This window comes from Nocardioides sp. LMS-CY (assembly GCF_018732145.1).
Classification (GTDB): Bacteria; Actinomycetota; Actinomycetes; order Propionibacteriales; family Nocardioidaceae; genus Nocardioides; species Nocardioides soli.
Window position 1 is genome coordinate 679,265 of sequence record NZ_CP076104.1, and the last position, 24,262, is coordinate 703,526.

Annotated in this window: 23 protein-coding genes; 18 read left to right on the forward strand and 5 right to left on the reverse strand. The window is 72.1% G+C overall.

The annotated features are described in order from the left end of the window. Window positions 1-127: 127 nt before the first annotated feature. Window positions 128-283, forward strand: a complete 156-nt coding sequence (locus KM427_RS03255; RefSeq protein WP_183592597.1) for a hypothetical protein — start codon at window positions 128-130, stop codon at window positions 281-283. Between the two features lie 106 nt (window positions 284-389). Then, the gene (locus tag KM427_RS03260) at window positions 390-1,652 is read left to right on the forward strand and encodes an IS30 family transposase (RefSeq protein WP_215526244.1); all 1,263 of its coding nucleotides are present in this window, start codon (window positions 390-392) and stop codon (window positions 1,650-1,652) included. Window positions 1,653-1,782: 130 nt separating this feature from the next. On the opposite strand, the gene KM427_RS03265 is transcribed toward KM427_RS03260, so the two are convergent. Further along, a complete protein-coding gene (locus KM427_RS03265) occupies window positions 1,783-2,286 on the reverse strand; it encodes a DapH/DapD/GlmU-related protein (protein ID WP_215526245.1) in 504 nt (167 codons plus the stop codon). Between the two features lie 113 nt (window positions 2,287-2,399). Here KM427_RS03265 and KM427_RS03270 point away from each other — a divergent pair, with 113 nt between their 5' ends. Beyond that, complete coding sequence (locus KM427_RS03270) at window positions 2,400-3,332, forward strand: LysR family transcriptional regulator (protein WP_252275010.1); 933 nt, start codon at window positions 2,400-2,402, stop codon at window positions 3,330-3,332. 4 nt (window positions 3,333-3,336) lie between these two features. Here the strand turns inward: KM427_RS03270 and KM427_RS03275 are convergent, their stop codons facing one another. From KM427_RS03275 to KM427_RS03290, 4 genes are all read right to left on the reverse strand, one after another. Beyond that, the gene (locus KM427_RS03275) at window positions 3,337-5,034 is read right to left on the reverse strand and encodes a flavin-containing monooxygenase (protein ID WP_215526246.1); all 1,698 of its coding nucleotides are present in this window, start codon (window positions 5,032-5,034) and stop codon (window positions 3,337-3,339) included. Between the two features lie 133 nt (window positions 5,035-5,167). Then, the gene (locus KM427_RS03280) at window positions 5,168-5,641 is read right to left on the reverse strand and encodes a nuclear transport factor 2 family protein (protein WP_183592601.1); all 474 of its coding nucleotides are present in this window, start codon (window positions 5,639-5,641) and stop codon (window positions 5,168-5,170) included. Then, window positions 5,622-6,683, reverse strand: a complete 1,062-nt coding sequence (locus KM427_RS03285) for a TIGR03617 family F420-dependent LLM class oxidoreductase (protein WP_215526247.1) — start codon at window positions 6,681-6,683, stop codon at window positions 5,622-5,624. The genes KM427_RS03280 and KM427_RS03285 overlap by 20 nt, the downstream gene beginning before the upstream one ends. After that, a complete protein-coding gene (locus tag KM427_RS03290) occupies window positions 6,680-7,873 on the reverse strand; it encodes an acyl-CoA dehydrogenase family protein (protein ID WP_183592603.1) in 1,194 nt (397 codons plus the stop codon). The genes KM427_RS03285 and KM427_RS03290 overlap by 4 nt, the downstream gene beginning before the upstream one ends. A 104-nt stretch (window positions 7,874-7,977) precedes the next feature. Here KM427_RS03290 and KM427_RS03295 point away from each other — a divergent pair, with 104 nt between their 5' ends. From KM427_RS03295 to KM427_RS03365, 15 genes are all read left to right on the forward strand, one after another. After that, complete coding sequence (locus tag KM427_RS03295; protein WP_215526248.1) at window positions 7,978-9,363, forward strand: zinc ribbon domain-containing protein; 1,386 nt, start codon at window positions 7,978-7,980, stop codon at window positions 9,361-9,363. Next, the gene (locus KM427_RS03300; RefSeq protein ID WP_183592605.1) at window positions 9,363-10,550 is read left to right on the forward strand and encodes an acetyl-CoA acetyltransferase; all 1,188 of its coding nucleotides are present in this window, start codon (window positions 9,363-9,365) and stop codon (window positions 10,548-10,550) included. The genes KM427_RS03295 and KM427_RS03300 overlap by 1 nt, the downstream gene beginning before the upstream one ends. A 63-nt stretch (window positions 10,551-10,613) precedes the next feature. Continuing rightward, window positions 10,614-11,222, forward strand: coding sequence for a TetR/AcrR family transcriptional regulator (locus KM427_RS03305; RefSeq protein ID WP_183592606.1), 609 nt, complete (start codon window positions 10,614-10,616; stop codon window positions 11,220-11,222). A 71-nt stretch (window positions 11,223-11,293) separates the two neighbouring features. Next, window positions 11,294-12,394 (forward strand): acyl-CoA dehydrogenase family protein, encoded by a 1,101-nt coding sequence (locus tag KM427_RS03310; protein WP_215526249.1) that lies wholly within the window; start codon window positions 11,294-11,296, stop codon window positions 12,392-12,394. Next, window positions 12,394-13,305, forward strand: a complete 912-nt coding sequence (locus KM427_RS03315; protein WP_215526250.1) for a hydroxymethylglutaryl-CoA lyase — start codon at window positions 12,394-12,396, stop codon at window positions 13,303-13,305. The genes KM427_RS03310 and KM427_RS03315 overlap by 1 nt, the downstream gene beginning before the upstream one ends. A gap of 38 nt (window positions 13,306-13,343) precedes the next feature. Then, on the forward strand, window positions 13,344-14,195 hold the full coding sequence (locus KM427_RS03320; protein ID WP_215526251.1) for a MaoC/PaaZ C-terminal domain-containing protein: 852 nt from the start codon (window positions 13,344-13,346) through the stop codon (window positions 14,193-14,195). A 531-nt stretch (window positions 14,196-14,726) separates the two neighbouring features. Next, a complete protein-coding gene (locus KM427_RS03325) occupies window positions 14,727-15,854 on the forward strand; it encodes an ABC transporter substrate-binding protein (RefSeq protein ID WP_215526252.1) in 1,128 nt (375 codons plus the stop codon). A gap of 28 nt (window positions 15,855-15,882) precedes the next feature. Then, entirely contained in the window at window positions 15,883-16,695 is an 813-nt protein-coding gene (locus KM427_RS03330; RefSeq protein WP_215526253.1) for an LLM class flavin-dependent oxidoreductase, read from the forward strand. A gap of 1 nt (window position 16,696) precedes the next feature. After that, window positions 16,697-17,620 (forward strand): LLM class flavin-dependent oxidoreductase, encoded by a 924-nt coding sequence (locus tag KM427_RS03335; RefSeq protein ID WP_215526254.1) that lies wholly within the window; start codon window positions 16,697-16,699, stop codon window positions 17,618-17,620. Between the two features lie 2 nt (window positions 17,621-17,622). Next, the gene (locus KM427_RS03340; protein ID WP_246390747.1) at window positions 17,623-18,822 is read left to right on the forward strand and encodes an acyl-CoA dehydrogenase family protein; all 1,200 of its coding nucleotides are present in this window, start codon (window positions 17,623-17,625) and stop codon (window positions 18,820-18,822) included. Then, entirely contained in the window at window positions 18,822-19,850 is a 1,029-nt protein-coding gene (locus tag KM427_RS03345; RefSeq protein WP_215526255.1) for an acyl-CoA dehydrogenase family protein, read from the forward strand. The genes KM427_RS03340 and KM427_RS03345 overlap by 1 nt, the downstream gene beginning before the upstream one ends. Further along, window positions 19,847-21,409, forward strand: a complete 1,563-nt coding sequence (locus KM427_RS03350) for an AMP-binding protein (protein WP_215526256.1) — start codon at window positions 19,847-19,849, stop codon at window positions 21,407-21,409. The genes KM427_RS03345 and KM427_RS03350 overlap by 4 nt, the downstream gene beginning before the upstream one ends. Then, window positions 21,406-21,801, forward strand: coding sequence for a Zn-ribbon domain-containing OB-fold protein (locus KM427_RS03355; RefSeq protein ID WP_183592616.1), 396 nt, complete (start codon window positions 21,406-21,408; stop codon window positions 21,799-21,801). The genes KM427_RS03350 and KM427_RS03355 overlap by 4 nt, the downstream gene beginning before the upstream one ends. Continuing rightward, a complete protein-coding gene (locus KM427_RS03360; RefSeq protein WP_215526257.1) occupies window positions 21,798-22,952 on the forward strand; it encodes a thiolase C-terminal domain-containing protein in 1,155 nt (384 codons plus the stop codon). Before KM427_RS03355 ends, KM427_RS03360 begins: the two co-directional genes overlap by 4 nt. A gap of 29 nt (window positions 22,953-22,981) precedes the next feature. Further along, window positions 22,982-24,175, forward strand: a complete 1,194-nt coding sequence (locus tag KM427_RS03365; protein WP_215526258.1) for an ABC transporter substrate-binding protein — start codon at window positions 22,982-22,984, stop codon at window positions 24,173-24,175. Window positions 24,176-24,262: the final 87 nt, after the last annotated feature.

Below are 24,262 nucleotides of genomic sequence, written 5' to 3' on the forward strand. Positions count from 1 at the left end.
GGTTTGTGCTGACGCGACCACCCGAAGGGGGAGACCCGGTTGGCCCCTTTCGGGCCTGGCAGCCGCGCCGCTGGGGGAGTACCAATGAGACAGCGGGCCGCTCGCCCGCGCGATGGAGGGACGAGAGATGGCTGACCAGATGCCGGAGTACCACCACGAGTCCGCACGGGCCTACGACGAGAGGGGCGCCGAGGTCATCGCGTTCGTGTGCGCAGTGCTACTGGGGGCGGGGATCGTCGCGCTCTTCCTGTTCATCACCTGGCTCGCCTACGCGACGAACTGACCTGTGCGCGACGCCTGCCGGGTTTCGTCGTACCTGACCTCAGTGTCGTGGTTTTGCGGGCGGATTCAATCGGTCGAAGCAACACCGATCTGGAGGGTGTTGTGAGATGGGCCGAGGTGTGCCGGGCGAGGTGCGGGTCAGGTTCTTTGATCGGGTGGCCGAGGGTTGGTCGCTCTCGGCTGCTGCCGTGGAGGCGGGCGTGGCGAAGCAGTCGGCGTGGGAGTGGTGGCGGCAGTCTGCTCCGGTGATGTTGAGATTGGTTCAGACCAGACGTGGCGGGTTGCCCGTGGCTCGATCCGACGCGCCGCCCACGGGGTCTGCGGGGTCTGCGGGGTCGGTCGTTGTGGGTGATCGGCCCGGGCGGCGGCCGTTGACCAGTGAGGACCGGGCGGTGATCGCGGTGTGTCTGCGGCGGCGGGCTGCGGGCGAGCAGATCACGCTGGCTCAGATCGGGGATCTGATCGATCGGGACAAGTCGGTGATCAGCCGCGAGATTGCCCGCAACAGTGGTCCCGACGGCAGCTACCACGGTGGCTTGGCACATGCTGCCGCGCACCAGCGGCGACGACGGCCCAAGGAGTTCCGGCTGGTGGCCAATCTTCGGCTGTGTCGGCAGATCGAGGCGTGGATGGACGATGGCTGGTCGCCGAAGCTGATCGCGATGATCCTCAGGCGGGACTACCCACACATGATCATGGAGCGCGTGTCCCACGAGACGATCTACCAGGCGCTCTACGTCCAGACCCGCGGATCGCTGCGCAAGGACCTCTACCGCCGGCTGTCGACCAGCCGGTCCCGCCGTCATCCCCGCACCGGCGCGAGGCGGGCCAACAGCCCCTACAAGGAGGCGTTCAAGATCAGCCAGCGCCCACCCGAGGTCGCTGACCGGGCCGTGCCCGGCCACTGGGAAGGCGACCTGGTGATGGGGACCGCCGGCGGCGTCGCGGTCGGCACCCTGGTCGAGCGCCAGACCCGGTTCACGATCCTGCTGCACCTGCCCGGGCGCCACGACGCCGAAGCCGTCGCGCAGGCCATGATCCGGGAGATGCGCCAACTGCCCGAGCACCTGCGCCGATCGCTGACCTGGGACCGCGGCACCGAGCTAGCCCGCTACGACAAGATCCAGCTCGACCTCGCGATGCCGATCTACTTCTGCGACCCACACTCGCCCTGGCAACGCGGCACGAACGAGAACACCAACCGGCTGCTGCGGCACTGGTTGACCAAGGGCACCGACCTGTCCCGATTCACCGCCAACGACCTGCGCCAGATCGCCGCCACCCTCAACGCCCGCCCCCGTCCCACCCTGGACCTCAAGACCCCAGCTGAGATGCTGAACCAGCTGCTCACCGAACCGACAGCAGCATGAACCACGTTGCTACGACCGATTGACCTCACCGCGGATCGGGAGCAGATAAGTCAGGTGCGTGAGTCGCCCACGGATGGCGGGAACCCTCGCAGCGCGCCTGCGCGGTACGTGCCGAGGAGGTAGCCGCCGCCTACGCGATCTCGCGGATGACAGACGCCGGTACGCCGCCGACCAGGGTGTTCGGCGGGACGTCTCGGGTGACGACGGCCCCGGCCGCGACGACGGCGTTCTCACCGACGGTCACGCCCTGCATCACCAAGGACGACGCCCCGAGCCAGACGTTGCGCTCGATGCGGATCGGCGCCGAGGTGACCGCGCGGCGGCGCTGCTCGGGGTCGAGCGGGTGGCCCGAGGTGATCAGGCTGACGTTCGGGCCCATCATCACGTCGTCGCCGATCTCGATGCCACCGATGTCGTTGAAGCGGCAGCCCTGGTTGACGAACACGTTGCGGCCGATCCGGATGTTGATGCCGTGGTCGGAGTAGACCGGCGGGATCAGGTGGAGCGTCTCGTCGACCTCCTGACCGGTCAGCTCGCTCCAGCCGCGCTGGATCGCCTCCTGATCGGCGTACCGGAGCAGGTTGATCTCCTCGGTCAGGCGGATCGCGCGCTGGACCTTCTCGACGAAGCTCATGTCTTCCTTTCGTGGACTACCGGAGAGAAGAGGAGACCAGGGGACGCTCCTCCCGGTCCAACAACCGCGATCGCGGAGCGTCACAACCGCCGGTTGTTCACTAGGGTGCTGCCGTGGATCTGGAGGGCGTCCGTACGTTCGTGGCGGTCGCCGAGGCGGGGCAGTTCCAGGCGGCTGCGGACGACCTGGGCATCAGCCAGCAGGCCGTCTCCAAGCGCGTCGCGACCCTGGAGCGCACCCTCGGGGTCTCGCTCCTCGTGCGCTCGGGCAGGGGCACGCAGCCGAGCGTCGACGGGCAGGCGTTCCTGCCGCACGCCCGCGAGCTGATCCGGGTGGCCGCTCGAGCCGTCGGCTCGGTGCGACCGGGACGACGAGCGCTGCGCGTCGACGTCCTCAACCGGCGTACGGCGCCGGCGACCGCGCTGCACGCGTTCCACCGGAGCCACCCCGACGTCGAGCTCGACGTCGTCACTCTGCCCGACGCCCACCTCGACGCCGCGGTGGCCGCGGTCGTGGGCGGCAGCGTCGACGCGACCTTCCGGGCGATCTCCGTGCCGGGCGGCGAGGTCCCGTCCCCGGTGCGGGCCACGCGGGTGATCGACGACCGGCACCAGCTGCTGGTCGGACCGCGCCACCCGCTCGCCGGCGCCACCAGCCTGAGGCCGGCCGACCTCGCCGGGCACCGGATCTGGATGCCGGGGATGCAGGCCGACACGGAGTGGGGTGCGTACTACGACGAGCTCGGCCGGGCCTTCGGGCTCCGGATCGACACGATGGGGCCGAGCTTCGGCGTCGAGGTCCTCCTCGACGAGCTGGCGGAGTCCGCCGAGCTCGCCACCTTCGTCGGGGAGGGCACTCGCTACCTGTGGCCCGAGGCGTACGACCTGCGCCGGATCCCGATCGTCGACCCCACGCCCGTCTACCCGCACTCGATCGTCTGGCGCGAGGACAATGCGCATCCGGTGCTCGCGGCGTTCCTCGACCACCTGATGGCCCATCGACGCCCACCCCAGGGGCGCACCTGGGAGCCCGCGTGGGCGCGCTGACCGGTCAGCGAGTGCCGGGCCGGGCCCGAAGCAGCTCGGCCTCGCGGCCCGCGTCGGCGCGGCTGCGCAGCTCGAAGCTCGGGTACCCGTTGTCGATCTCCTCCTGGAGCCGCCGGCGGTAGCGCGGCGCGCCGCCGAGGTAGACCATCACCCGCGGCCGCTCGTCGCGGTCGAGGTTGATGTTGTGGCCGTTGAACCAGGACTTCGAGTGCGCGAGCAGCAGCAGGCTGTTGATCTCGCGCACGTGGTCGACCCAGGCGATCTCGGCCTCGCGCCGGCCCTCGAAGCGCGCGATGTCGTGCTCCTCGAGGTAGCGCACGGTCGCGGTCATCCAGTTCACGACGTCCTCGATGCCGCGCGGGAAGTTCGCCGTCGCGGACCCCGACTGCGGCCCCACGAGCATGAACAGGTTGGGGAAGTTCGTGGCCTGGACGCCGACCGTGGTCTCGGGCCCGTCCCGCCACTGGTCCTTGAGCCGGACGCCGTCGACGCCGCGGAAGTCGATCCGGTCGAACGGGCCGGTCACGGCGTCGAACCCGGTCGCGTAGACGATCACGTCCACCTCCAGGTCGCGCACCCGTCCGTCGCCGAGGTCGAGGCGGATCCCGGTCTCGGTGACCTCCTTGATCGGGTAGGCCATCAGGTCGACCAGCTCGACGTTCGGCTGGTTGAACACCTCGTAGAAGCCGGACTCGCCGGCGACCCGCTTGTTGCCGAAGCCGTGGTCCTTCGGGATCAGCAGCTCCGCGACCTCGGGGTCGTGCACCCGCTGACGGATCCGGTCGGCGACGAACTCCGACAGCTCGCGGTTCGGCGCGGCCTCCATCATCGTGTCGCGGTAGTTGCCCATGTAGAGCGACGCGCCCTGACCGTTGTCGTAGAGGTCGTTCCAGTGCCGCAGCCGCTCCTCGCGGGTGACGTCGGTCGACAGCGTGCGATCGGGCCGGTGGATGAACCCCGCCGGCGTCGAGCGACACCAGTCGAAGATCTCGTCGTACGACGCGCGCAGCTTCGCCATCTCCTCGGCCGTGATCGGGCCGTTGCCCAGCGGTGCGCACCAGTTGGCGTCCCGCTGCAGGACGATCAGCTGCTCGACCTGGTCGGCGATGTCGGTGATCACCTGGACGCCGCTGGCGCCGGTGCCGATCACGATCACCCGCTTGCCGGTGACGTCGAGGTCCTCCGGCCAGTCGAACGTGTGCGTCTCGACCCCGCCGAACGTGCCCACGCCGGGGACCCGCGGGTACGTCGGCACCGACAGCAGGCCCATCGCGCAGAGCACGAACCGAGCCCGGATCTGCTCGCCGTCGGCCAGCGTCACGCGCCAGAACCAGCCGTCCTCGACCCACTCCGCCCGCGCCACGCGCGCGTTGAACGTGATGTGCCGGCGGAGGTCGAACTTGTCGGCGACGTACTCGAGGTAGGCGAGGGTCTCGGCCTGCGAGGCGAAGCGCTCCTTCCAGTCCCACTCGGCGAGCAGCTCGTCGGAGAAGGAGTACTGGTAGGTGTACGACTCCGAGTCGAACCGGCAGCCCGGGTAGCGGTTGTTGTACCAGGTGCCGCCCAGCCCGGCGTTGGAGTCGACGACGCGCACCGAGACGCCGACCTCGAGGAGCTGGTGCAGCTGGTAGAGGCCGCACACGCCGGCGCCGATGATCAGGTAGTCGAGGTCGGGCGTCTCGCTCGGGGCGGTGCTGGTCATGTCTTCGGGCCTCCTGTGAATCAAGCGCTTGCTACACATCGTACGGTATCGCAGGACGGGCGCATCGGGAACACCGCAGCGGCGAGGGGAGCGTCACGCTCCGACGGCGACCCGGAGGGCCGGGCCCGGGGCGTCAGCCGCGCTGGCGCGGGTACCGCTCGAACCGCTCGGGCAGCGCGTCGGACGCCGTCGCCTTGGTGCCGGCCACCCGCACCCGCCGGGCCGCGATCCGCCAGCGGTCGCCCTCGTCGACGAGCTCATCCTCGTAGCAGCCCCACACGTGCAGGTGGAGGTCCTGGTCGGAGTTCTCGTGGAAGGCGTAGACGTAGGAGATCGTGCTCGCCGTCCCGTCGTCGAGCCGCAGGAAGCTGACCGTCGACACGTGGTGGCTGGTCGCCGTGTACTTGCCGGTGGCCTGGCGGAAGAGAGCGCGCAGGCTCTCCCGGCCGGCGGTCACATTGCCGTGGCCGTAGTCGAAGGTGGCGTCGAGCGTGAAGAGGTCGGCGAGCAGGTCGATGTCGCACCGGTCCACGCCCCGGCTGTAGGCGTGCAGCGTGTCGCAGATCTCGGACCTCGCGACGAGCTCGTCAGGCGTCAATCGGCTCATGGGAGTTCTCCTCGGTGGCGGGGCGGGCGGACTCGTCGGCGAAGCCGGCCAGGATCGCGCGCAGGCGGTCGGGGTCGTCGCTCGGCCAGCCGTAGTACGACGAGATGCGGTCGACCCGGCCGTCGAAGCGCTCCCGGCACAGCGCCGGCATCTGCTCGGGCGTGCCGGTGAGGGCGATCTCGTCGTACAGGCGCTGGTCGATGAGGTCGCCCATCTCGCTCCAGCGGCCCTCGCGCGACAGCGACTGGAGCTCGGGCTGGAGGTTCTCGTAGCCCACGCTCTCCAGCACCTTCACGTAGGCGGGCGTGGAGGCGTAGAACGCGATCTGCTCGCGCGTCTTGCGGGCCGTCTCCTCGAACTGCTCGTCGGTGTCGCCCATCACCAGGAAGAGCGGGACGTACAGCTCCAGCTCATCGCGGCCGCGGCCGGAGGTCGCGAGGCCGCGCTCGACGGCGGGCAGCGTGACCTGGTCGAGGTACGCCGTGGTGGTCATGCCGTGCAGCAGCAGCCCGTCGCACAGCTCGCCGCCGAGCTCGGTCATCCGGGCGCCGACCGCGGCGATCATCGTCGGGATCGGCAGCTCGTGGTGGTGCGGGGTGAAGACCGGGGTCATCAGCGTGTGCCGGTAGTGCTCGCCCTGGTAGTCGAGCCGGGTGCCGTCGCGCCAGGCCGTGAAGATCGCGTCGAGGGCCAGCAGGAAGTCGCGCATCCGGTCGACCGGCGGGCTCCACTCCATGGAGAACCGCCGCTCGACGTGCGCCTGGATCTGGCTGCCGAGCCCGAGGACGAACCGGCCGCCCGACATCGCCGCCAGGTCCCAGGCGAGGTAGGCGACCGACATCGGGTTGCGGGCGAAGGCGACCGCGATCGCCGTGCCGACGGAGACCCGCGAGGTCGAGAGCAGCGCGGCCTGCGACTGGAGGAAGGCGTCGGTGACGCTCTCGCTCGCCCAGACGCCGTCGAAGCCGTGCTCCTCGGCGTCTGCGGCGATCGGGCCGCACGCCGCGGCGGAGGAGCCGATCATGCCCATGTCGATCTTCATCGCGCATCCTTTGGTAATTGGAGAACCCGCTCTCCCACGGCGTTCTTGAGGATCTCGTCGGTGCCGCCGCCGACGCGCAGTCCGGGCAGGCCCAGGGTCAGCTCCGACCAGGCGTAGCTGCCCCAGGTGCCGTTGTCGGCGACGTGGGCGGCCTCGAGGACGTCGGCCGCGACGTCGCTCATCTGCCGGAGCAGGTCGGTGGTGAGGAGCTTGGTGAGGGCGAGCTCCGGCCCGGGGGTCCCGCCGCCCTCGAGGAAGCGGGCGGTCGTGAGCCGGGTCGCCCATGCCCGGACGACGACGTCGGCGAGCTGGTCGCGGGTCCGGTCGTCGAGCGGCTGGCGGACGTGTCGGGCCAGGTCGACGAGCCGGTCGACGAGCGCCGCGTCCACGCCGACCTCGCGGCCGATCGCGGACCGCTCGTTGAGCAGCGAGGTGACCACGACGGACCAGCCGCCGTCGACCTCGCCGACCCGCTGGTCGTCGGGCACGTAGACGTCGGAGAGGAAGACCTCGTCGAACGACGCACCGCCGGTGAGCTGGCGGATCGGGCGCACCTCGATGCCGGGCGAGCCCAGGTCGACCAGGAACGTGGTGAGGCCGGCGTGCTTGGGCTTGTCGGCGTCGGTGCGGGCGATGCAGAGCCCCAGGTCGCTGTAGTGGGCGCCGGAGCTCCAGACCTTCTGTCCGGTGATCCGCCAGCCGTCGCCGTCGCGGGTGGCGCGGGTCGAGAGGCCGGCGAGGTCGGACCCGGCGCCGGGCTCGCTGTAGAGCTGGCAGGCGATCAGCTCGGCCGAGCGCAGCCGTGGCAGCAGCTCGCGCTGCTGCGCCTCGGTGCCGTGTGCGAGCAGCGTCGGGCACAGGGTCGAGGCGCTGAACCGGAGATACGCGTCGTCGGGCAGGTCGAACTCGGCCTCGAGCTCGCGCAGCAGGTCGACGTACGACGCCGGGAGCCCGCGGCCGCCGTGCTCGGGTGGCCCGTCCACCCAGGCCAGTCCGCGCTCGGCGAGGAAGGAGCGGTAGCGGCGCAGCTCGGCCAGCTCTTCGGCCTCGCCCTCGGAGCGCTCGGCGACGACCGACACCCGGTCGTCGCCCTCCCCCCACCCGGAGCCGGACGCCGTCCGGCGGCTGGAGAAGGCGCTGAGCGCCTCCGTCACCTCGTCGCGGAACTCGTCCTCGCTCAGGCTCGACATCGTCCTCCGATCGCGGTGCGGGAGCCGGTGCGTGGTTGCGCCGACCTGACGGCGCGCCTAAGATAGCAAAGCAAGTGCTTGATTGAAAGAGGATCGGAGGTCCCGTGGTCGGCATCGAGTCGTACGCCGCCTATGTGCCGTCGCCGCGACTTGATCGCGCCGACATCGCCCGGGTGCTGGCAGCCGGGCGAGGGAAGGGTGTCCGGCCGGTCGCCTCCTATGACGAGGACTCGACCACGATGGCGGTCGAGGCCACCCGGCGGGCGCTGCGCGGGGCGCACCCCGTCGAGTCGGTGTGGTTCGCGACCAGCCGACCGGCCTACCTGGAGAAGTCCAACGCGGCCACGGTCGCCGCCGCGGCCGGCCTGCCGGTCGAGGTCGCGGCGTACGACGTCTCCGGTGCCGTGCGCGGCGGCGCGGGCGCCCTGCGCGCCGGCCTGGCCGCGGGTGCCGCGGTCGTCGTCGCCAGCGACCTGCGCCTCGGCCTGCCCGGGTCGGTCGACGAGTCCGCGGGCGCGGACGCCGCCGCGGCGTTCGTGATCGGCGCCGAGCCGGTCGCCGAGCTGGTCGGCACAGCGTCCCTGACGAGCGAGTTCCTCGACCGCTGGCGCGAGCCCGGCGAGGTCCGCACCCGCACCTGGGAGGAGCGCTTCGGGGTCGAGGAGTACGTGCCCCTGGTCGAGCGCGCCGTCGACACGGTGCTCGGCCGCTGCGAGCTCAAGCGCGAGCAGATCCAGCACGTCGTCCTCAGTATCCCGCACGCACGAGCGCGGGCCACCGTCCGGCGCGGCTTCGACGAGGCCCAGCTGGCCGGCGCCGAGGCGTACGGCCTGGGCTTCGCGGGTGCCGCCGACCTCGGCGTCGGCCTCGCCGGCGCCCTCGACGCCGCGGTGCCGGGCGACCACATCCTGGTGGTCTCCGCGGTCGACGGCGCCGACGCCTTCGTCTTCGTCGTCACCGACCGGCACGCCGGCGGCGCGCGAAGCGGGCTGGCCGCGGACCTGGCGGGTGGCCAGCCGGTGGGCTACGGCGACTACCTGAACTGGCGCGGCCTGCTGCCGCGCGAGCCCGCGCGCCGTCCGGACGTGAAGCCTCCGGTGCCGCCGGCGTCGCGCCGGACCGCGGCGTGGAAGTTCGGGTTCGTCGCGGCCCAGTGCACCGCCTGCGGCTACCGCAACCTGCCGCCGCGACGGGTCTGCCTGCGCTGCTCGGCCACCGACGGCTTCGAGTCGGTGTCGATGGTCGACGTGACCGGTCGGATCGCGACGTTCACCGACGACTGGCTCTCGGAGTCGGTGCAGCTTCCGGCTCGGGTGGTCGCGGTCGACTTCGACGGCGGCGGCCGGTTCGAGTGCGAGATGACCGACGCCGTCGGCGTCGAGCTCGCGATCGGCGACCGCGTGCGCCCGACGTTCCGGCTGGCGAGCGTCGCCGGCAACGGGGTGCGCAACTATGTCTGGAAGGTGCGCCCGCAGGAGGAGGAGGACTGATGGGGAGCCACGCGCTCGCAAACCCGGTGGCCGTCGTGGGGATGGCCTGCACCCAGTTCGGGGAGCTGTGGGACCGCAACGTCGACGACCTCCTGGTCGAGGCGACGCACGGCGCCCTGGTCTCGGCCGGCGGCCTCGACGTCCAGGACGTCGACGCGTTCTGGCTCGGCTCGATGATCTCGGGGGTCTCCGGGCTCACCCTGACCCGGCCGCTCAACATCAGCCACAAGCCGGTCACCCGGGTCGAGAACATGTGCGCCACCGGGTCCGAGGCCTTCCGCAATGCCTGCTACGCCGTGTCCTCCGGGGCGTACGACGTGGTGATGGCCGTCGGCGGGGAGAAGCTGAAGGACGCCGGCTACTCGGGCCTCGAGATGCCGAGCGTGCCGAATGACGGGACCCCGCCGGTGCTCAGCGCGCCCGCGATGTACTCGATGATCGTGCCGGCCTACGCGCGCCGCTACGGCGTGCCGGAGGAGCAGATCAAGGAGGCGATGACCCACATCGCCTGGAAGAACCACAGCAACGGTGCGCTGAATCCGCGGGCGCAGTTCCGCAAGGAGACGCCGAAGGAGACGATCGCCGCTGCGCCGACGCTGGCCGGCCGGCTGAGCGTCTTCGACTGCTCGGGTGTCGCCGACGGTGCGGCGGCCGCCGTCATCGTCCGCGCCGAGGACGCGCATCGCTACACCGACCGGCCGCTCTACGTCCACGCGCTCGCCCTCGACGCCGGCTCCGGCACCGGGCGCAACGACAGCGACTACGACTACTCCGACCTGGCCGAGTCGGCGGCCTCGGCGCGCGCGGCGTACGAGCAGGCCGGGATCACCGACCCCGCGACCCAGATCTCGCTCGCCGAGGTGCACGACTGCTTCACGCCGACCGAGATGGTGCTGATGGAGGAGCTCGGCTTCTCCGAGCGCGGCAAGGCATGGCGCGACGTGCTGGACGGCCGCTACGACCGCGACGGCGCGCTGCCGGTGAACATCGACGGTGGCCTCAAGAGCTTCGGCCACCCGATCGGGGCGAGCGGACTGCGGATGCTCTTCGAGATGTGGCTGCAGTTCCGCGGTGAGGCCGGCGACCGACAGGTGGCCGATCCGCAGTTCGGGCTCGTGCAGAACCAGGGCGGCAGTCCCGGTGATCTCGTCAGCGCCGTCACCATCGTGTCGGGCCAGAGGCCGTGAACGAGATCAGGTTTCCAGTAGGGTGACCGAGCAACTCCACAGGCGCCAGAAAGGCTGGTCAGCGTGAGCACGACCCGACGGCGTTCCACCGGATCTCCGACTGGGGTGGCCCGCAAGGAGCTGATCCTGCGCTCCGCGGCGAAGGTATTCGCCGAGAAGGGCTTCTCCAGCGCCACCGTGCGTGACATCGCCGACGAGGCCGACATGCTGTCGGGGAGCCTCTACTACTACTTCGACTCCAAGGAGGCGATGGTCGAGGAGGTGCTGGTCGAGTACCTCGACCGGATGGTCCGCGCCTACGGCATCGCCGTGGCGGACGCGAAGGGCTCCACGGACGGCCTCGAGCGGCTGATCGCCCAGGCGCTGCGCGGCCTCGTCGACAACCGCGAGCACGTCACCATCCTGCAGAACGACTGGCACTACGTCAGGCTGATGAAAGGCATCGTCGACCGCCAGCACCAGATCGAGAAGGTCTGGCTCGACACGATCCAGAAGGGCATCGACGCCGGGGTCATCCGGTCCGACATCGACGCCCGGATGATGTACCGCACGATCATGGGCGCCATCCAGGCCGTGATCCGGTGGTTCAACCCGCGTGGACGGGTGAGCATCGACCAGGTCATCACCATCCAGACCGCGATCCTGGTCGACGGGATCCGCGCCGCGGCCTGAGTGAACCCGGTCGGCCGGTCCGTCCGGTCCGCGCCGACATAGCAAGCGCTTGCTCTACAGAGGAGGATCTCGTGCCAGGTCTCGTACCCGACCTGAGCCCGGAGCTGAGTCCGGTCTTCGCGCGCTTCATGGACCACCGGAGTCCGGTCGACGTCAGCCGGCTCGGCGGCGCCGTGCGCCCCGAGCTGTGGGACGCGCTGGTCTCCGAGGTCGGCGCCGCCGGGCTGCTCGTCGAGGAGGAGCACGGCGGTCAGGGGGCGACACTCGTCGAGCTCGCCGCGGCCGTCTCCGAGGCGGGACGCTGCGGGTGGTCCGGCCCGCTCGTCGCGACCGCGGGGGTCGCCGTCGTCCTGCTCGGGCGGGTCGACCCCGATGACGCCAGCGGCCTGCGTCGCGGCATCGCCGAGGACGGCCGGGTCGTCGTGGCCGCGCTGCACGAGGACGACGCCGGCTCCTCCCTCGACGCCGCCACCGTGGTCCGCGTCGTCGACGGCCGGACGACGGCGCGCGGGGGCAAGACCTTCGTCGACAGCGGCACGCACGCCGACGTGCTGCTCCTGCCGGCTGTCGACGCCGACGGTCGACCCGTGCTGGCCAGGGTGGACGCCGCCGCGCCCGGTGTCGTCGTCGAGGAGATGAGCGCCGTCGACCCCGGTCGCGGGCTGGCGGTCGTCGAGCTGCGGGATGCCGAGGTCGAGGTCGTCGCGGGCGGCTCCGACGTCCCGGCAGCCCTCCACGACGCGTGGCTCACCGGGGCGCTCCTGGTGGCGGTCGACGCGCTCGGTGCCGCGGGCCGGGCGTTCGCGCTCGCGCGGGACTACTCCGTGCAGCGCCAGCAGTTCGGCCGCCCGGTCGCGTCGTTCCAGAGCGTCAAGCACAAGCTCGTCGACATGTACGCCGAGCTGCAGACGGCGTCCGCCGCGATCGCAGCCGCCCTGGAGGCGGCCGCCGAGGGCAGCGCCGACTGGCGCTTCGCGGCGTCCGCCGCGGCGGCGCGGGGCGGCGACGCGACGATGGCCGTGCTCCGCGAGTCGGTGCAGGTGCACGGCGGGATCGGCTTCACGTGGGAGCACGAGGTGTCCCACCACTTCCGTCGCGTGACGGCCGAGCGGGCGCTCTACGGCACGCCCGCGCGGCACCGCGCCCTGGTCGCCACCGAGGTCGGGTTCTGATGAGCGACGTCCCGGCACGCGTCGTCCTGCGCGACGTCGGCCCCCGCGACGGGCTCCAGAACGAGCCGCCGGTCGCGACCGACGGCAAGGTCCGGCTCATCGACGCCCTGGGGACCACCGGACTGACCGAGATCGAGGCAGTCTCCTACGTGCACCCGCGAGCGATCCCGCAGATGGCCGACGCGGCCGAGGTCTGGGGCGCCGTCGACCGGCGGCCGGAGATCCGCTACTCGGCGCTGGTCCCCAACCTGGTCGGAGCGCACCGGGCCCTCGACGCCGGCTTCACCGACATCGAGGTCGTGGTCTCGGCGTCGGCGACCCACAACCTGCGCAACATCAACCGCTCGCCCGAGGAGTCGCTCGACGCGATCGCCGAGGTCATCGAGGTCGCCCACGCAGCCGGGGCGAGCTGTCAGGTGATCGTCGCGACGGCGTTCGGCTGCCCCTACGAGGGCGAGGTGCCCGAGGACCTCGTCGCGTCGTACGCCGCCCGCGCCCATCGCGACGGCGCCGACAGCATCTGCTTCGGCGACACCACGGGGATGGGCTCGCCGCCCCGGGTCCGGCGGCTGGTCGGCCGGTTCCGGGAGCAGGCGCCGGAGGCCACGCTCGCGCTGCACTTCCACGACACCCGGGGCACCGGCATGGCCAACCTGGTCGCCGCGCTCGAGCTGGGCGTCGAGCGCTTCGACGCGAGCGTGGGCGGACTCGGCGGCTGCCCGTACGCCCCCGGCGCCAGTGGCAACATCGCCACCGAGGAGGCGGTCTACCTCCTCGACGAGCTCGGCGTCGAGACCGGCGTCGACCTCGACCGGCTCCTCGAGGTCGCCGACCTCGCCCAGCGCCTGGTGGGTCGCGAGCTCCCGTCGCGGGTGCTCAAGGCCGGCCCGCGCACCCGCCTCGCCGTCTGACGACCCGGCCCCATCTCCCTTCCCGTCCAGGAGGTTCCATGCCGCTCGACCCCACCTTCATCGGCAGCGCGAGCGAGCCGCGCACGGTCCGCTGGACCACGAAGGAGTCGCTGCTCTACGCGCTCGCCGTCGGCGCGGGCCAGGCCGATCCACTGGCCGAGCTGGCCTTCACGACCGAGAACACCGCCGGCACCGAGCAGCAGGTGATCCCCACCTTCGCGGTGGTGCTGGGGTTCGGCGACGGCATGCCGGAGATCGGCGACTACGACCCGACGCGAGCGGTGCATGCCGAGCAGCAGGTCGAGGTGGCCGGCCCGTTGCCGCCGGCGGGGGAGGCCGTCGTCACCACGACGGTGACGCAGATGTGGGACAAGGACCCGCACGCCATGGTGTGGACGGAGACCGAGCTGCGGGAGCCAGGGAGCGAGCGGCTGCTGGCCAGCAGCCGGACCGGCGCGTTCCTCGGCGGCGCGGGCGGGTTTGGCGGGGAGCGCGGACCGACCGCGGCGTGGTCCGCCCCGGAGCGCGTGCCCGACGTGGAGGTGGAGTTCGCGACCCCGCCCGACCAGGCGCTGCTCTACCGACTGACCGGCGACCGCAACCCCCTCCACTCCGACCCCGCCTTCGCCGCGCGCGGGGGCTTCGAGCGGCCGATCCTGCACGGCATGTGCACCTACGGCTACGCCGCGCGGCTGCTCGTCAACGAGCTGTGCGGCGGGGACGCCTCGCGCCTGCGCACGATGTCGGGCCGCTTCACCCGGCCCGTCCTCCCCGGCGACACCCTCCGCCTCCTGGCCTGGCGCGATCCGGACGGCGCCGACTTCCGCGTCCTCGCCGCCACCGGCGACCCCGTGCTCGACCGGGGCCGCGTCGTCCTGGGCGGTGGTTGAGTCCGGTCCGGTGGTTTCGAGACGGTTGCTAGCGCAACCTCCTCAACCACCGTGTTCGGGAGGTCGGTGGGTGAGGTGTGAGGGCCGCTAGGCCCGAGCCGGTCGCGGTGGTTGAGGTGTGAGGGCCGTCAGGCCCGAGCCGGTCGCGGTCGTTGAGGTGTGAGGGCCGCCAGGCCCGAGCCGGTCGCGGTGGTTGAGGTGTGAGGGCCGCCAGGCCCGAGCCTCGAAACCACGACGTCGCCGGTCGGGTCGGTGGTTTCGAGACGGTTGCTAGCGCAACCTCCTCAACCACCGTCGTCGCGAACGCCCCCAGCGTCTTCGCGCCTCGGCCAGCGTGGCCGTGCCGCGACCCCGTGCCTGCGGAATCGCTCGATTTCCGTCATCGATGGCCATTGCGTGACGGCCGTCACTGTGCAAATATCAAGTGCTTGCTTCACTTTAATCAAGCACTTGCTTGATCACCTGCTCATGAAAGGGACGCTTGTGTCTCGATCCATCACCAGTCGGCGGCGGCTCCGCGCCCTCGTCGCCATGACCACGGCGGCCATCGTCGTTCTCTCGGGATGCGGCTCCTCGGACGAGGGGAGCGACGGTGCCACGGAGTACCTGGTCGGGTTCCCGGCCCTCACGTCCGGACCGGCGGCGTTCGCCGGCGTTCCGATCACCGAAGGCGCGAAGCTCGCGGCGAAGGAGATCAACGACACCGGCTTCCTCGGGGAGGACGCCACCGTCGAGCTGAAGATCGACGACATCAAGAGCGACCCGGCGCAGGCGATCGCCCTCTACCGGCAGTACGTCGCCGACGGAGCGTCCGGCGTGCTGTGCTGCGGCCTGTCCTCCGAGGCGGGTGCGCTGGCGCCGATCATCGAGCAGAGCAAGACGCCGGCGATCGTCACCTCGGCGATCCTGGCCGGCCTCGCGAAGCCGCCCTACGTCTACCGTCCGGTGGTCCTGCCGGCCGAGTCGGGCGGGATCTACGACCAGTTCGTCGACACGGTCGTCCCGGCCGAGAAGATCAAGACCGTGGTCATGGTCGTCACCTCCGACAACGACGGCATGGTCGGCGACGCCGAGGTGTGGCAGGCGGCGCTCGAGCGCAACGGCGTCGAGGTCGTGAAGACGATCCAGACCGCGTCGACCGACACCAACTACACGCAGGCGGCGACCGAGATCCAGTCGCTCGACCCCGACGCCGTGGTGGCCAGCATGCTGGGCACGCCGGCCGCGCTGCTCGCGAAGTCGCTGCGCGAGCGCGACTACGAGAAGCGCATCCTCACCAGCTACGGCGTCGACAGCGCCGAGCTCTACAAGACCTCCGGCGGCGGCCTGAGGGGCACGCTGTTCGCTGTTCCGTTCCAGGCGGGGTTCACCGACAACGAGATGGCGACGAAGTTCACCGAGGCGTATGAGAAGGAGTACGGCAAGGAGCCGGACATGTACGGCGCGCAGGGCTACACCGCCATGTGGCTGCTGGCCCAGGGCATCAAGGACGCCGGCAGCAAGGACGCCGAGGACGTCGCGAAGGCGCTCGAGGCGATCACCTCGCAGGACTCGGTCTACGGCGAGCTGACCTACGAGGGCGGCCAGGCGAGCCTGAACGCGCCGGGTAGCTACCTGGAGTGGGGCGACGACGGCCAGCTGGTCGAGTGGGCCGGCTGACGCCGATCTCGTGACGGAGAGGATGTCGATGGACCTCGGACTCGCGTGCAGCTTCCGGACCACCGGCGGTGACCGACTCGGCCCTGCGCTCGCGCAGGCCGGGCGGGCCGCCGAGGATCTGGGCTTCGCGTCCTGGTGGGCCGCGGGCGACCGCGAGGTCGCGGCCGACCGGTCCCACGACCCGACTCTCGGGCTGCAGTGCGTGGCCCGGGAGACGACGGTGATCCGGCTCGGCTGCTCCGGAGACATCCTCTCCACCGAGGTGGCGGCGGTCCGCGCGAAGCGGATCGCCAGCCTCGACTGGTTCGGTCGCGGACGGGTGGAGCTGGGTCTCGACCTGGCCCGCCCGCCCGCGGCGCTGGCCGACCCGTTCCGCCCGGTCGACGACCACGTCGGGCTGGCCGTGGACCGGCTCGCCGCGATGCGTCAGCTCTGGACCCAGCGCCGGGCCACGCACGAGGGGGAGCACGTCTCCTTCGCCGGAGCGATCGCGCTCCCCAAGCCGGTCGGGGACCGGGTGCCGGCGACCCATCTGCGCGCGACGACGCCCGACGTGCTGGAGCGGTACGTCGCGGCCTGCGGCGCCCCGCACGGGTGGCTGGCCTGGCTCGAGACGCCGGGCGAGCTGGTGGCCGGCGTCGAGGCGCTCACCCAGGTGCTCGGCGAGGCGGCCGACGACGTACGTCGCACCTGGTTCGTCCGCGCCGCCGACCTGGCCGCCTCGCGCGACGCCGTGGCCGGCCTGCAGGTGCGGGTCGACGAGGTCGTGGCCTACGTCGACCACGTGCCCACGCCCACCGAGCTGACCGGGCTGGCCGGGCTCGCGGGGCCGGTGGCCTGACATGACCGTGACGAGTAAGCAGGGAGTGCCGGTGGAGATCGGTCTGGTCGACCTGTTCGACGGCTCCGTCGAGCGGGACACGGGATTCATGGCGGCCTTCGGTCGGACCGCCGAGCGGCTCGGCTTCTCGGGCATCTGGCTGCCCGAGCACATCATGTTCTTCGACGAGTACACCTCGGCGTACCCGTATCCGGAGGCGCCGTCGGCCGACGACCCCGACCGCGTGGAGCGGCACAACAAGACCGTCGACGGAAAGCCGCGCGTCGAGGCGGCCGCGGACCAGGGCCTGCTCGACGTGCTGCAGGCGGCCGCCGAGGTGTGCCACGCCACGACCCGGCTGCGGATCGGCAGCTCCGTGCTGCTGCTGCCGCTGCGCAACCCGCGGATGCTCGCGCGTGAGCTGATGACGCTCGGCGAACTGACCGACGGCCGCTTCGACCTCGGCGTGGGCGTGGGCTGGTCGGCCGAGGAGTTCGCCGCCTGCGAGACCGACTTCAAGACCCGCGGCCGGCGCTGCGGCGACGACCTGGCCGAGCTCGGTCGGCTCTGGGAGGACGCCGCCGAGATCTACCCCGAGCGGTCCCCGGCGCTGCCGCGGATGCTGGTCGGCGGTCACTCCGCCGCGGCGCTGCGGCGGGCGGCCGAGGTGGCGACCGGCTGGTACCCGTGGAACCTCACGATGCCGCAGTTCGCCGAGCACCACGCGACATACGGCGAACTGCTCGACGCGGCCGGCCGCGACCGCGCCGACCAGCACGTGGTGGCCGGGCTCCGGTTCACCGGCGACTTCGCCGCGCTGCCCGACATCGTCGCCCGGTACGCCGAGATCGGCGCCGACGGCGTGAACATCTCGCTGCGGATGGAGGTCGACAGCTACGCCGACACCATGGCCGCGGTCGCCGACGCCCTGGAGCTGGCGGCGTGAGCATGAGCGTGACCGACGTCGAGGTCGAGGAGTTCCGCGCGGAGGTGCGGGCCTGGCTGGCCGAGCACGTGCCCGCCGAGCCGCTGCCGTCGTGGACCGAGCGCGCGGGGTTCGACCTGCACCGCGACTGGGAGCGGACCCTGTTCGAGGGCGGGTACGCCGCCGTCGACTGGCCGGCCGAGTACGGCGGCCGGGACGCCGGCCTACGCCGTTCGATCGCCTTCGCTGAGGAGTACTACCGCGCGGGGGCGCCGGAGCGGATCAACATGGGCGGGCTCTACCTGCTCGGACCGGTGCTCATGCAGTACGGCACCCCCGAGCAGTGCGCGCGCTGGATCCCGGACCTGCTGGCCTGCCGGACCATCTGGTGCCAGGGCTTCTCCGAGCCCGGCTCCGGCTCGGACCTCGCGTCGCTGCGGACCCGCGCCGAGCGCGACGGCGACCACTTCGTCGTCAACGGCCAGAAGATCTGGACGTCGATGGGCGGCTTCGCCGACTGGATCTTCGCGCTGGTGCGCACCGACCCCGAGGCGGGGCGCAGGCGCAAGCACGACGGCATCACGTTCCTCTGCATCGACCTGCGCTCGCCCGGGGTCGAGGTGCGGCCGCTCACGATGGTCGACGGCACGAGGGGCTTCGCGGAGGTCTTCTTCACCGACGTCCGGGTGCCGGTCGAGAACGTCGTGGGCGAGGTCGACCGGGGCTGGGCGGTCGCGATGTCCACGCTCGGCTTCGAGCGGGGCGCGGTGTTCGGCGACCACGCCAAGTTCTCCAACGACGTCGCGTCGCTCGCGGCACTGGTCTCCGCGCGCGGCCTGGCCGACGACGAGGCCGCGCTCGACGAGCTCGGGCGGGTGCTGGTGCAGACCGAGGTCTACCGCGCGAACGTCTACCGGCTCGCGGCGCTCGCCGAGGCGGGCGGCAATCTGGACAGCACCGCGAGCATCAACAAGATCTTCTGGACCCAGATGCAGCACGACATCTTCGACACCGGCCTGCGCCTGATGCAGGAGGACGGTGCCGTCGTCGGCGACCCGGGAGCCCTGCCCGGCGCCGACGACCCGACCCTCCGGGCGTGGTCCGAGTGGCACCACCGCTACTGGTACGCCCGGGCCGCGATGATCTTTGGAGGGACGAACGAGATCCAGCGCAACATCGTGAGTGAACGCGTGCTCGGACTGCCGATGGAGCCTCGACGCTGATGACCAACGACATCCTCGACCAGGAGCGGCAGGCGCTCGTCGAGCTGACCGACGACCTGCTCGGTCGCCACTGCGACCTCGACCACCTCCGAGCCCGGCTCGACGAGGGCACCGCGCACACGCCGCAACTCTGGGCCCGACTCACCGAGACCGGCCTGGTCTCGGCACTCGTGCCGGAGGAGCACGGCGGCGCGGGTCTCGCCCCGGCGTACCTCTCCGGGGTGCTGCACAGCCTCGGCCGGCACGCGGTGCCGGAGCCGTACCTCGAGACCGCCGTGGTCGCGACCGCGGTGCTCGGCGCCCTGCCCGGCGCCGAGGCCGCGACGTGGCTCCAGCGGATCGCCGCCGGAGAGGCGCTCGTCGCCGTCCGGATCGGCGACCTGACGCCGTACGTCGCGCACGCCGCCGACGCCGACCTGCTGCTCGACCTCGCCGACGACGGCGCGATCCGCGGCTACGCACCCGCCGACCTCGACGTCGAGCCGGTCGCGGCCCTCGACCCGCTGCGCCCGCTCGCCCGGGTGGGTCTGCGCGGCGGGGGCGTGCTGCTCGGCAGGTCCGCCGAGGTGGTGGCCCGGGCCCGGACGCTCGCGGTCGCCGGCACCGCCTGCCTGCTCGCCGGCGCCTCGCGGCGGCTGCTCGACCTCACCGTCGAGTACGTCGCGGTGCGCCAGCAGTTCGGCCGGCCGGTCGGCTCCTTCCAGGCCGTCAAGCACAAGGCGGCCGACATGGCGGTGATGGTCGACATGGCCACCGCCGCCGCACTCTCGGCGTTCGACGCCGTCGACGAGCCGGACGCCTTCCGGCGCGCGGCGGCCGCCAAGGCCTACGCCGGTGACGCGGCCCACCTCGCCAACGTCGAGGCGCTGCAGCTGCACGGCGGGATCGGCTTCACCTGGGAGTACCACCTGCACATCTGGCTGAAGCGGGTGATGGGCCTGGCCGCGTCGTACGGCACCACGGCGACGCTGCGGCGCACGCTCGCGCGCGAGCTGCTCGCGTCGGTCGAGGAGGTGCGGCGCGGATGAGCGACCCGGGAATCGGGTTGGGGTTCTGGCGGCTCGCCGCGGCCGACCCGGAGGCGCTCGCGGTCGTCGATCCCGACGGCAGCGAGCTGACCCGCGGCGAGCTGGTCGGCCGGGCGAACGCCATCGGCCGGGTGCTCCGCGAGTGCGGCCTGCAGCGCGGCGACCGGGTCGTCGGCGTGCTGGCCAACGAGTCCTGGGCCCTGGCGCTGGTGCTCGCCTGCCAGCAGGTAGGCAGCTACTTCGTCCCCGTCAACACCTCGCTCACCACGGCCGAGGTCTCCTACATCATCGGTGACGCCGACCCGGTCGCGGTGGTCGCCTCGGCGGCATACGCCGACACGCTCCGGTCGGCCGCCGACGGGGCCGGCTTCCCGGCCGAGCGCCGGTTCGCGTTCGGCGCCGAGCCGGGGCTGCGCGACCTGACCGCGGAGCTCTGGGGTGTGGCCACGGGCCCGCTGGAGGACCGGTCGCCGGGCTCCTACCTCGGCTACACGTCGGGCACGACCGGCCGCCCGAAGGGCGTGCTGCGCCGGCTCGCCGAGGGCGACCCCGACGACGTCTTCGCCGCCGGAGCGGCCTGGCAGCTGGGCATGTTCGGCATCCAGCCCCTCGACGACGGCGTGCACCTGGTGACCTCGCCGCTCAGCCACACCGCGGTGAGCGGCCTCGCCGTGACGTCGCTGCACTACGGGCACGCGATCGTGCTGATGGCGCGCTTCGACGCGGAGCGGATGCTGGAGCTGGTGCAGGAGCACGCGGTGACGACGACCCACATGGTCCCGACGCAGCTGCACCGGCTGCTGCGCCTGCCCGACGACGTGCGCGCGGCGTACGACGTGAGCAGCATGCGCAACCTCGTGCACGGCGCCGGCCCGTGCCCCGCGTCGGTCAAGCGGGCGATGATCGACTGGTTCGGCCCGGTGGTCTGGGAGTACTACGGCGCCACCGAGGCGGCCGGCACCGTGATCGCCTCCGCGGAGTGGCTCGAGCGGCCCGGCAGCGTGGGCCGGCCGCAGCCGGGCGCCGAGGTGCGCGTCCTGGACGCCGACGGCGCCGAGGTGCCGGCGGGGGTGTCCGGCGTGGTGTACCTGCGGATGGGTGCCCACGCGTTCGAGTACCGCGGCGACGAGGACAAGACCAGGTCGACGCGGCACGGTGACTTCGTCACCGTCGGCGACCTCGGCCACCTCGACGAGGCGGGCTACCTGTTCCTGCTCGGCCGCACCGCCGAGGTGATCGTCAGCGGCGGCGTCAACATCTACCCCGCGGAGGTCGAGGCGGCGCTGCTCGAGCATCCCGACGTGCAGGACGCCGGCGTCATCGGACTGCCCGACCCGGAGTGGGGCGAGTCGGTGTGCGCGGTCGTCCAGGTGTCGTCCGGCTCGCCGTTGACCGAGGACGCCGGCGCGGCGGCCGCCGAGCTGACGGCGTTCCTGGGCGACCGGGTCGCGCGCTACAAGCTGCCGCGCCGGTTCCAGGTCGTCGCCGAGCTCCCGCGCGGAGCCAACGGCAAGCTCCGCAAGCATCTGCTGCCCGATCTCGTCAGGGAGACCACGTGAAGCCCGTCCCCAGTCCGACACCCGACACCCAGGAGTGGTTCGACCGCATCGACGCGGGCTCGCTCACCGTGCCGCGCTGCCGAGCCTGCGCGTCGTACTTCCTGTACCCGCGCAGCGTCTGCCCGCGCTGCGGCGCGCGCTCGGTGGAGCTGGTCGAGGCGGCCGGCACCGGGACCCTGATGTCCTTCGTGGTCAACCACCGTGGGCCGTCCGGGTTCGACCCGCCGTACGTGCTGGCCGTCGTCAGGCTGGCCGAGGGGCCGCACCTGACGGGGACGCTGGTCACCGACCAGCCGGCCCTCGTCGAGGTCGACGCGCCGGTGCGCGTGGCGTTCGAGCAGCGCGGCGACCGCCGTGTGGTGTGTTTCGAGCTGGAGGACGAGCGCGGATGACGCTGCGCGGAGCGGTCGCGATCATCGGAGCGGCCGAGAGCACCGACCTGGGCAAGATCCCCGACAAGTCCGCCCTGGAGCTGCACGTCGACGCGGCGCTCAACGCGCTCGCGGACTGCGGGCTCACGCCGGCGGACGTCGACGGCGTGGCCTCGGCCGGCGAGATGCCGGTCGACGTCGCCGACTACCTCGGCATCGTGCCGGAGTACCTCGACGGCACGAACGTCGGCGGGTCGTCGTACATGCTGCACGTGCGTCACGCGATGGCCGCGATCTCGGCCGGCCTGTGCGAGACCGTGCTCGTCACCCACGGCGAGTCGGGCCGGTCGCGGATCGGCATGGTCCCGTGGGCCCCGGCGCCGCAGTCGCTGATGGCGCAGCTCGAGGTGCCGCACGGCCCGGTGGGCGCGCCGTCGCTCTTCCCGATCGGGGTGCGCCGCTACATGGCGGAGTACGGCATGACGCGCGAGCAGCTCGCCATGGTCCCGGTGGTGCAGCGACAATGGGCGGCGATGAACCCGCGGGCGAAGCTCCGTGACCCGATCACGGTCGACGACGTGCTGTCGTCGCCGGTCATCGCCGACCCGGTGCACCTCCTGCACTGCTGCCTGGTCACCGACGGCGGCGGCGCCCTCGTGCTCACCTCGGCCGAGCGGGCCCGGGCGATGGACCTGTCGACGCCGCCCGTCTACGTGCTCGGCGCCGGCGAGTCCAGCGAGTCCTCCGTGGTCTCCGGCCTGGAGAGCCTCACGTCGTCGCGGGCGATCCGCATCGGCGGGGAGCGGGCCTTCGAGCAGGCCGGGCTGCGGCACGACGAGGTCGACCACCTGATGATCTACGACGCGTTCGCGCACGTCCCGATCTACGGCCTCGAGGACCTCGGATTCGTGGGGCGCGGCGAGGCGCCGGCGTTCATCGCCGACGGCAACACGGCGCCCGGCGGGCGGCTGCCGCTGAACACCAACGGCGGCGGCCTGGCCTATACGCACACCGGCATGTACGGGATGTTCGCGATCCAGGAGGGCGTCCGCCAGGTGCGCGGCACGGCGCCGGCGCAGGTCGCGGGCGTGGACATCAGCGTCGTCACCGGTGTCGGCGGCATGTTCATGAGCTCCGGAACCCTGGTCCTGGGCAGCCCCGCGACCGTCTGACCCACTCACTCGAGCGACAGGAGTCGTCGATGTACGGCAGTTCCGCGGCCCGGCGCCGCACCATGGTCCTCGGCGCGGCCGCGCTGACCCTCGCGCTGACCCTCGCGCTGGCCGGCTGCGGTGGCGGCGACGACAGTGGCGACGGTGGCGAGGTCTACCTCGTCGGCGCGCCGATCGTGCAGTCCGGACCGGGCGCGTTCGCCGGCGTACCGGTGGCTCAGGGCATCGAGCTCGCGGTCTCCGAGATCAACGAGAGCGGATTCCTCGGCGACGACGCGCGGCTCGAGCTGGAGATCGTCGACACCGCCGGCGACCCGGCGAAGGCGATCGCGGCCTACAAGCAGCTCGAGGCCGACGGCGCCGCCGGCCTGCTGTGCTGCACGCTCGGCGGCGAGGCCGGGGCGCTCGCCCCGCAGCTGGCCGCGGGATCGACGGCCGCCGTCGTCACCGTGTCGATCCTCGAGGGCCTGGCCAGCCCGCCCCACCTGTTCCGGCCCTTCGAGGTGCCCTCGGAGTCGGGCGGCACCTACGACCAGTTCCTCGACGACGTCCTCGGCGACGGCGGCTACGCCGACGCGGTGATGGTCGTCAACGACGACAACGACGCGATGGTCCAGGACGGCAAGGTGTACGCCGCCGGCCTGGCGCGCCACGACGTCGAGCTGCTCGAGACGATCAAGGTCGGCACGGCGGAGACCTCCTACACCGGCGTCGCGACCCAGATCGCCGCCGCCGACCCCGCCGTCGTGGTCGCCAGCACCATCGGCTCCGCGACGGCCAACCTGGCCAAGGCGCTGCGCGAGCGCGGCTACGACAGGCCGATCGTCTCCAACGTCGGCGCGGACAGCCGCGCGGCGTACGACGCCTCGGCGGGCGCGATGGCCGGCACGATCTTCCCCACGCCGTACCACGCGGACTTCCCGGTCAACGACCTCGGCGAGGAGTTCGCCGCGGCCTACGCCGAGGAGTACGGCAGCGCCCCCGACATGTTCGCCGCCCAGGGCTACACCGCTACCTGGCTCCTCGCGACCGCGATCCGCGACGCGGGCAGCGGCGACCCCGAGGACGTCGGCGCCGCCCTGACCGCGATCGAGCAGCAGGAGAGCGTCTACGGCGACATCAGCTACCACGAAGGCCAGGCCGAGGTCGCCGACCCGGCACGCCACCTGGTCTGGGGCGACAACGGCACCCTCACCGAGTGGACCAGCTCCCACGGTGGTTGAGGAAGGCGCGCTAGCGCCTGGGGCGTGACGGTGGTTGAGGAAGCCGCGCTGGTGCCTGGGGGTCACGGTGGTTGAGGAAGGCGCGCT

What these genes read in the sequence shown, in the direction of transcription:
- KM427_RS03255 (WP_183592597.1), top strand. Translation starts at nt 128, where the DNA reads ATGGCTGACCAGATGCCGGAGTACCACCACGAGTCCGCACGGGCCTAC.
- KM427_RS03260 (WP_215526244.1), top strand. Translation starts at nt 390, where the DNA reads ATGGGCCGAGGTGTGCCGGGCGAGGTGCGGGTCAGGTTCTTTGATCGG.
- KM427_RS03265 (WP_215526245.1), bottom strand. Translation starts at nt 2,286, where the DNA reads ATGAGCTTCGTCGAGAAGGTCCAGCGCGCGATCCGCCTGACCGAGGAG.
- KM427_RS03275 (WP_215526246.1), bottom strand. Translation starts at nt 5,034, where the DNA reads ATGACCAGCACCGCCCCGAGCGAGACGCCCGACCTCGACTACCTGATC.
- KM427_RS03280 (WP_183592601.1), bottom strand. Translation starts at nt 5,641, where the DNA reads ATGAGCCGATTGACGCCTGACGAGCTCGTCGCGAGGTCCGAGATCTGC.
- KM427_RS03285 (WP_215526247.1), bottom strand. Translation starts at nt 6,683, where the DNA reads ATGAAGATCGACATGGGCATGATCGGCTCCTCCGCCGCGGCGTGCGGC.
- KM427_RS03290 (WP_183592603.1), bottom strand. Translation starts at nt 7,873, where the DNA reads ATGTCGAGCCTGAGCGAGGACGAGTTCCGCGACGAGGTGACGGAGGCG.
- KM427_RS03300 (WP_183592605.1), top strand. Translation starts at nt 9,363, where the DNA reads ATGGGGAGCCACGCGCTCGCAAACCCGGTGGCCGTCGTGGGGATGGCC.
- KM427_RS03315 (WP_215526250.1), top strand. Translation starts at nt 12,394, where the DNA reads ATGAGCGACGTCCCGGCACGCGTCGTCCTGCGCGACGTCGGCCCCCGC.
- KM427_RS03320 (WP_215526251.1), top strand. Translation starts at nt 13,344, where the DNA reads ATGCCGCTCGACCCCACCTTCATCGGCAGCGCGAGCGAGCCGCGCACG.
- KM427_RS03325 (WP_215526252.1), top strand. Translation starts at nt 14,727, where the DNA reads ATGACCACGGCGGCCATCGTCGTTCTCTCGGGATGCGGCTCCTCGGAC.
- KM427_RS03330 (WP_215526253.1), top strand. Translation starts at nt 15,883, where the DNA reads ATGGACCTCGGACTCGCGTGCAGCTTCCGGACCACCGGCGGTGACCGA.
- KM427_RS03335 (WP_215526254.1), top strand. Translation starts at nt 16,697, where the DNA reads ATGACCGTGACGAGTAAGCAGGGAGTGCCGGTGGAGATCGGTCTGGTC.
- KM427_RS03340 (WP_246390747.1), top strand. Translation starts at nt 17,623, where the DNA reads ATGAGCGTGACCGACGTCGAGGTCGAGGAGTTCCGCGCGGAGGTGCGG.
- KM427_RS03345 (WP_215526255.1), top strand. Translation starts at nt 18,822, where the DNA reads ATGACCAACGACATCCTCGACCAGGAGCGGCAGGCGCTCGTCGAGCTG.
- KM427_RS03350 (WP_215526256.1), top strand. Translation starts at nt 19,847, where the DNA reads ATGAGCGACCCGGGAATCGGGTTGGGGTTCTGGCGGCTCGCCGCGGCC.
- KM427_RS03360 (WP_215526257.1), top strand. Translation starts at nt 21,798, where the DNA reads ATGACGCTGCGCGGAGCGGTCGCGATCATCGGAGCGGCCGAGAGCACC.
- KM427_RS03365 (WP_215526258.1), top strand. Translation starts at nt 22,982, where the DNA reads ATGTACGGCAGTTCCGCGGCCCGGCGCCGCACCATGGTCCTCGGCGCG.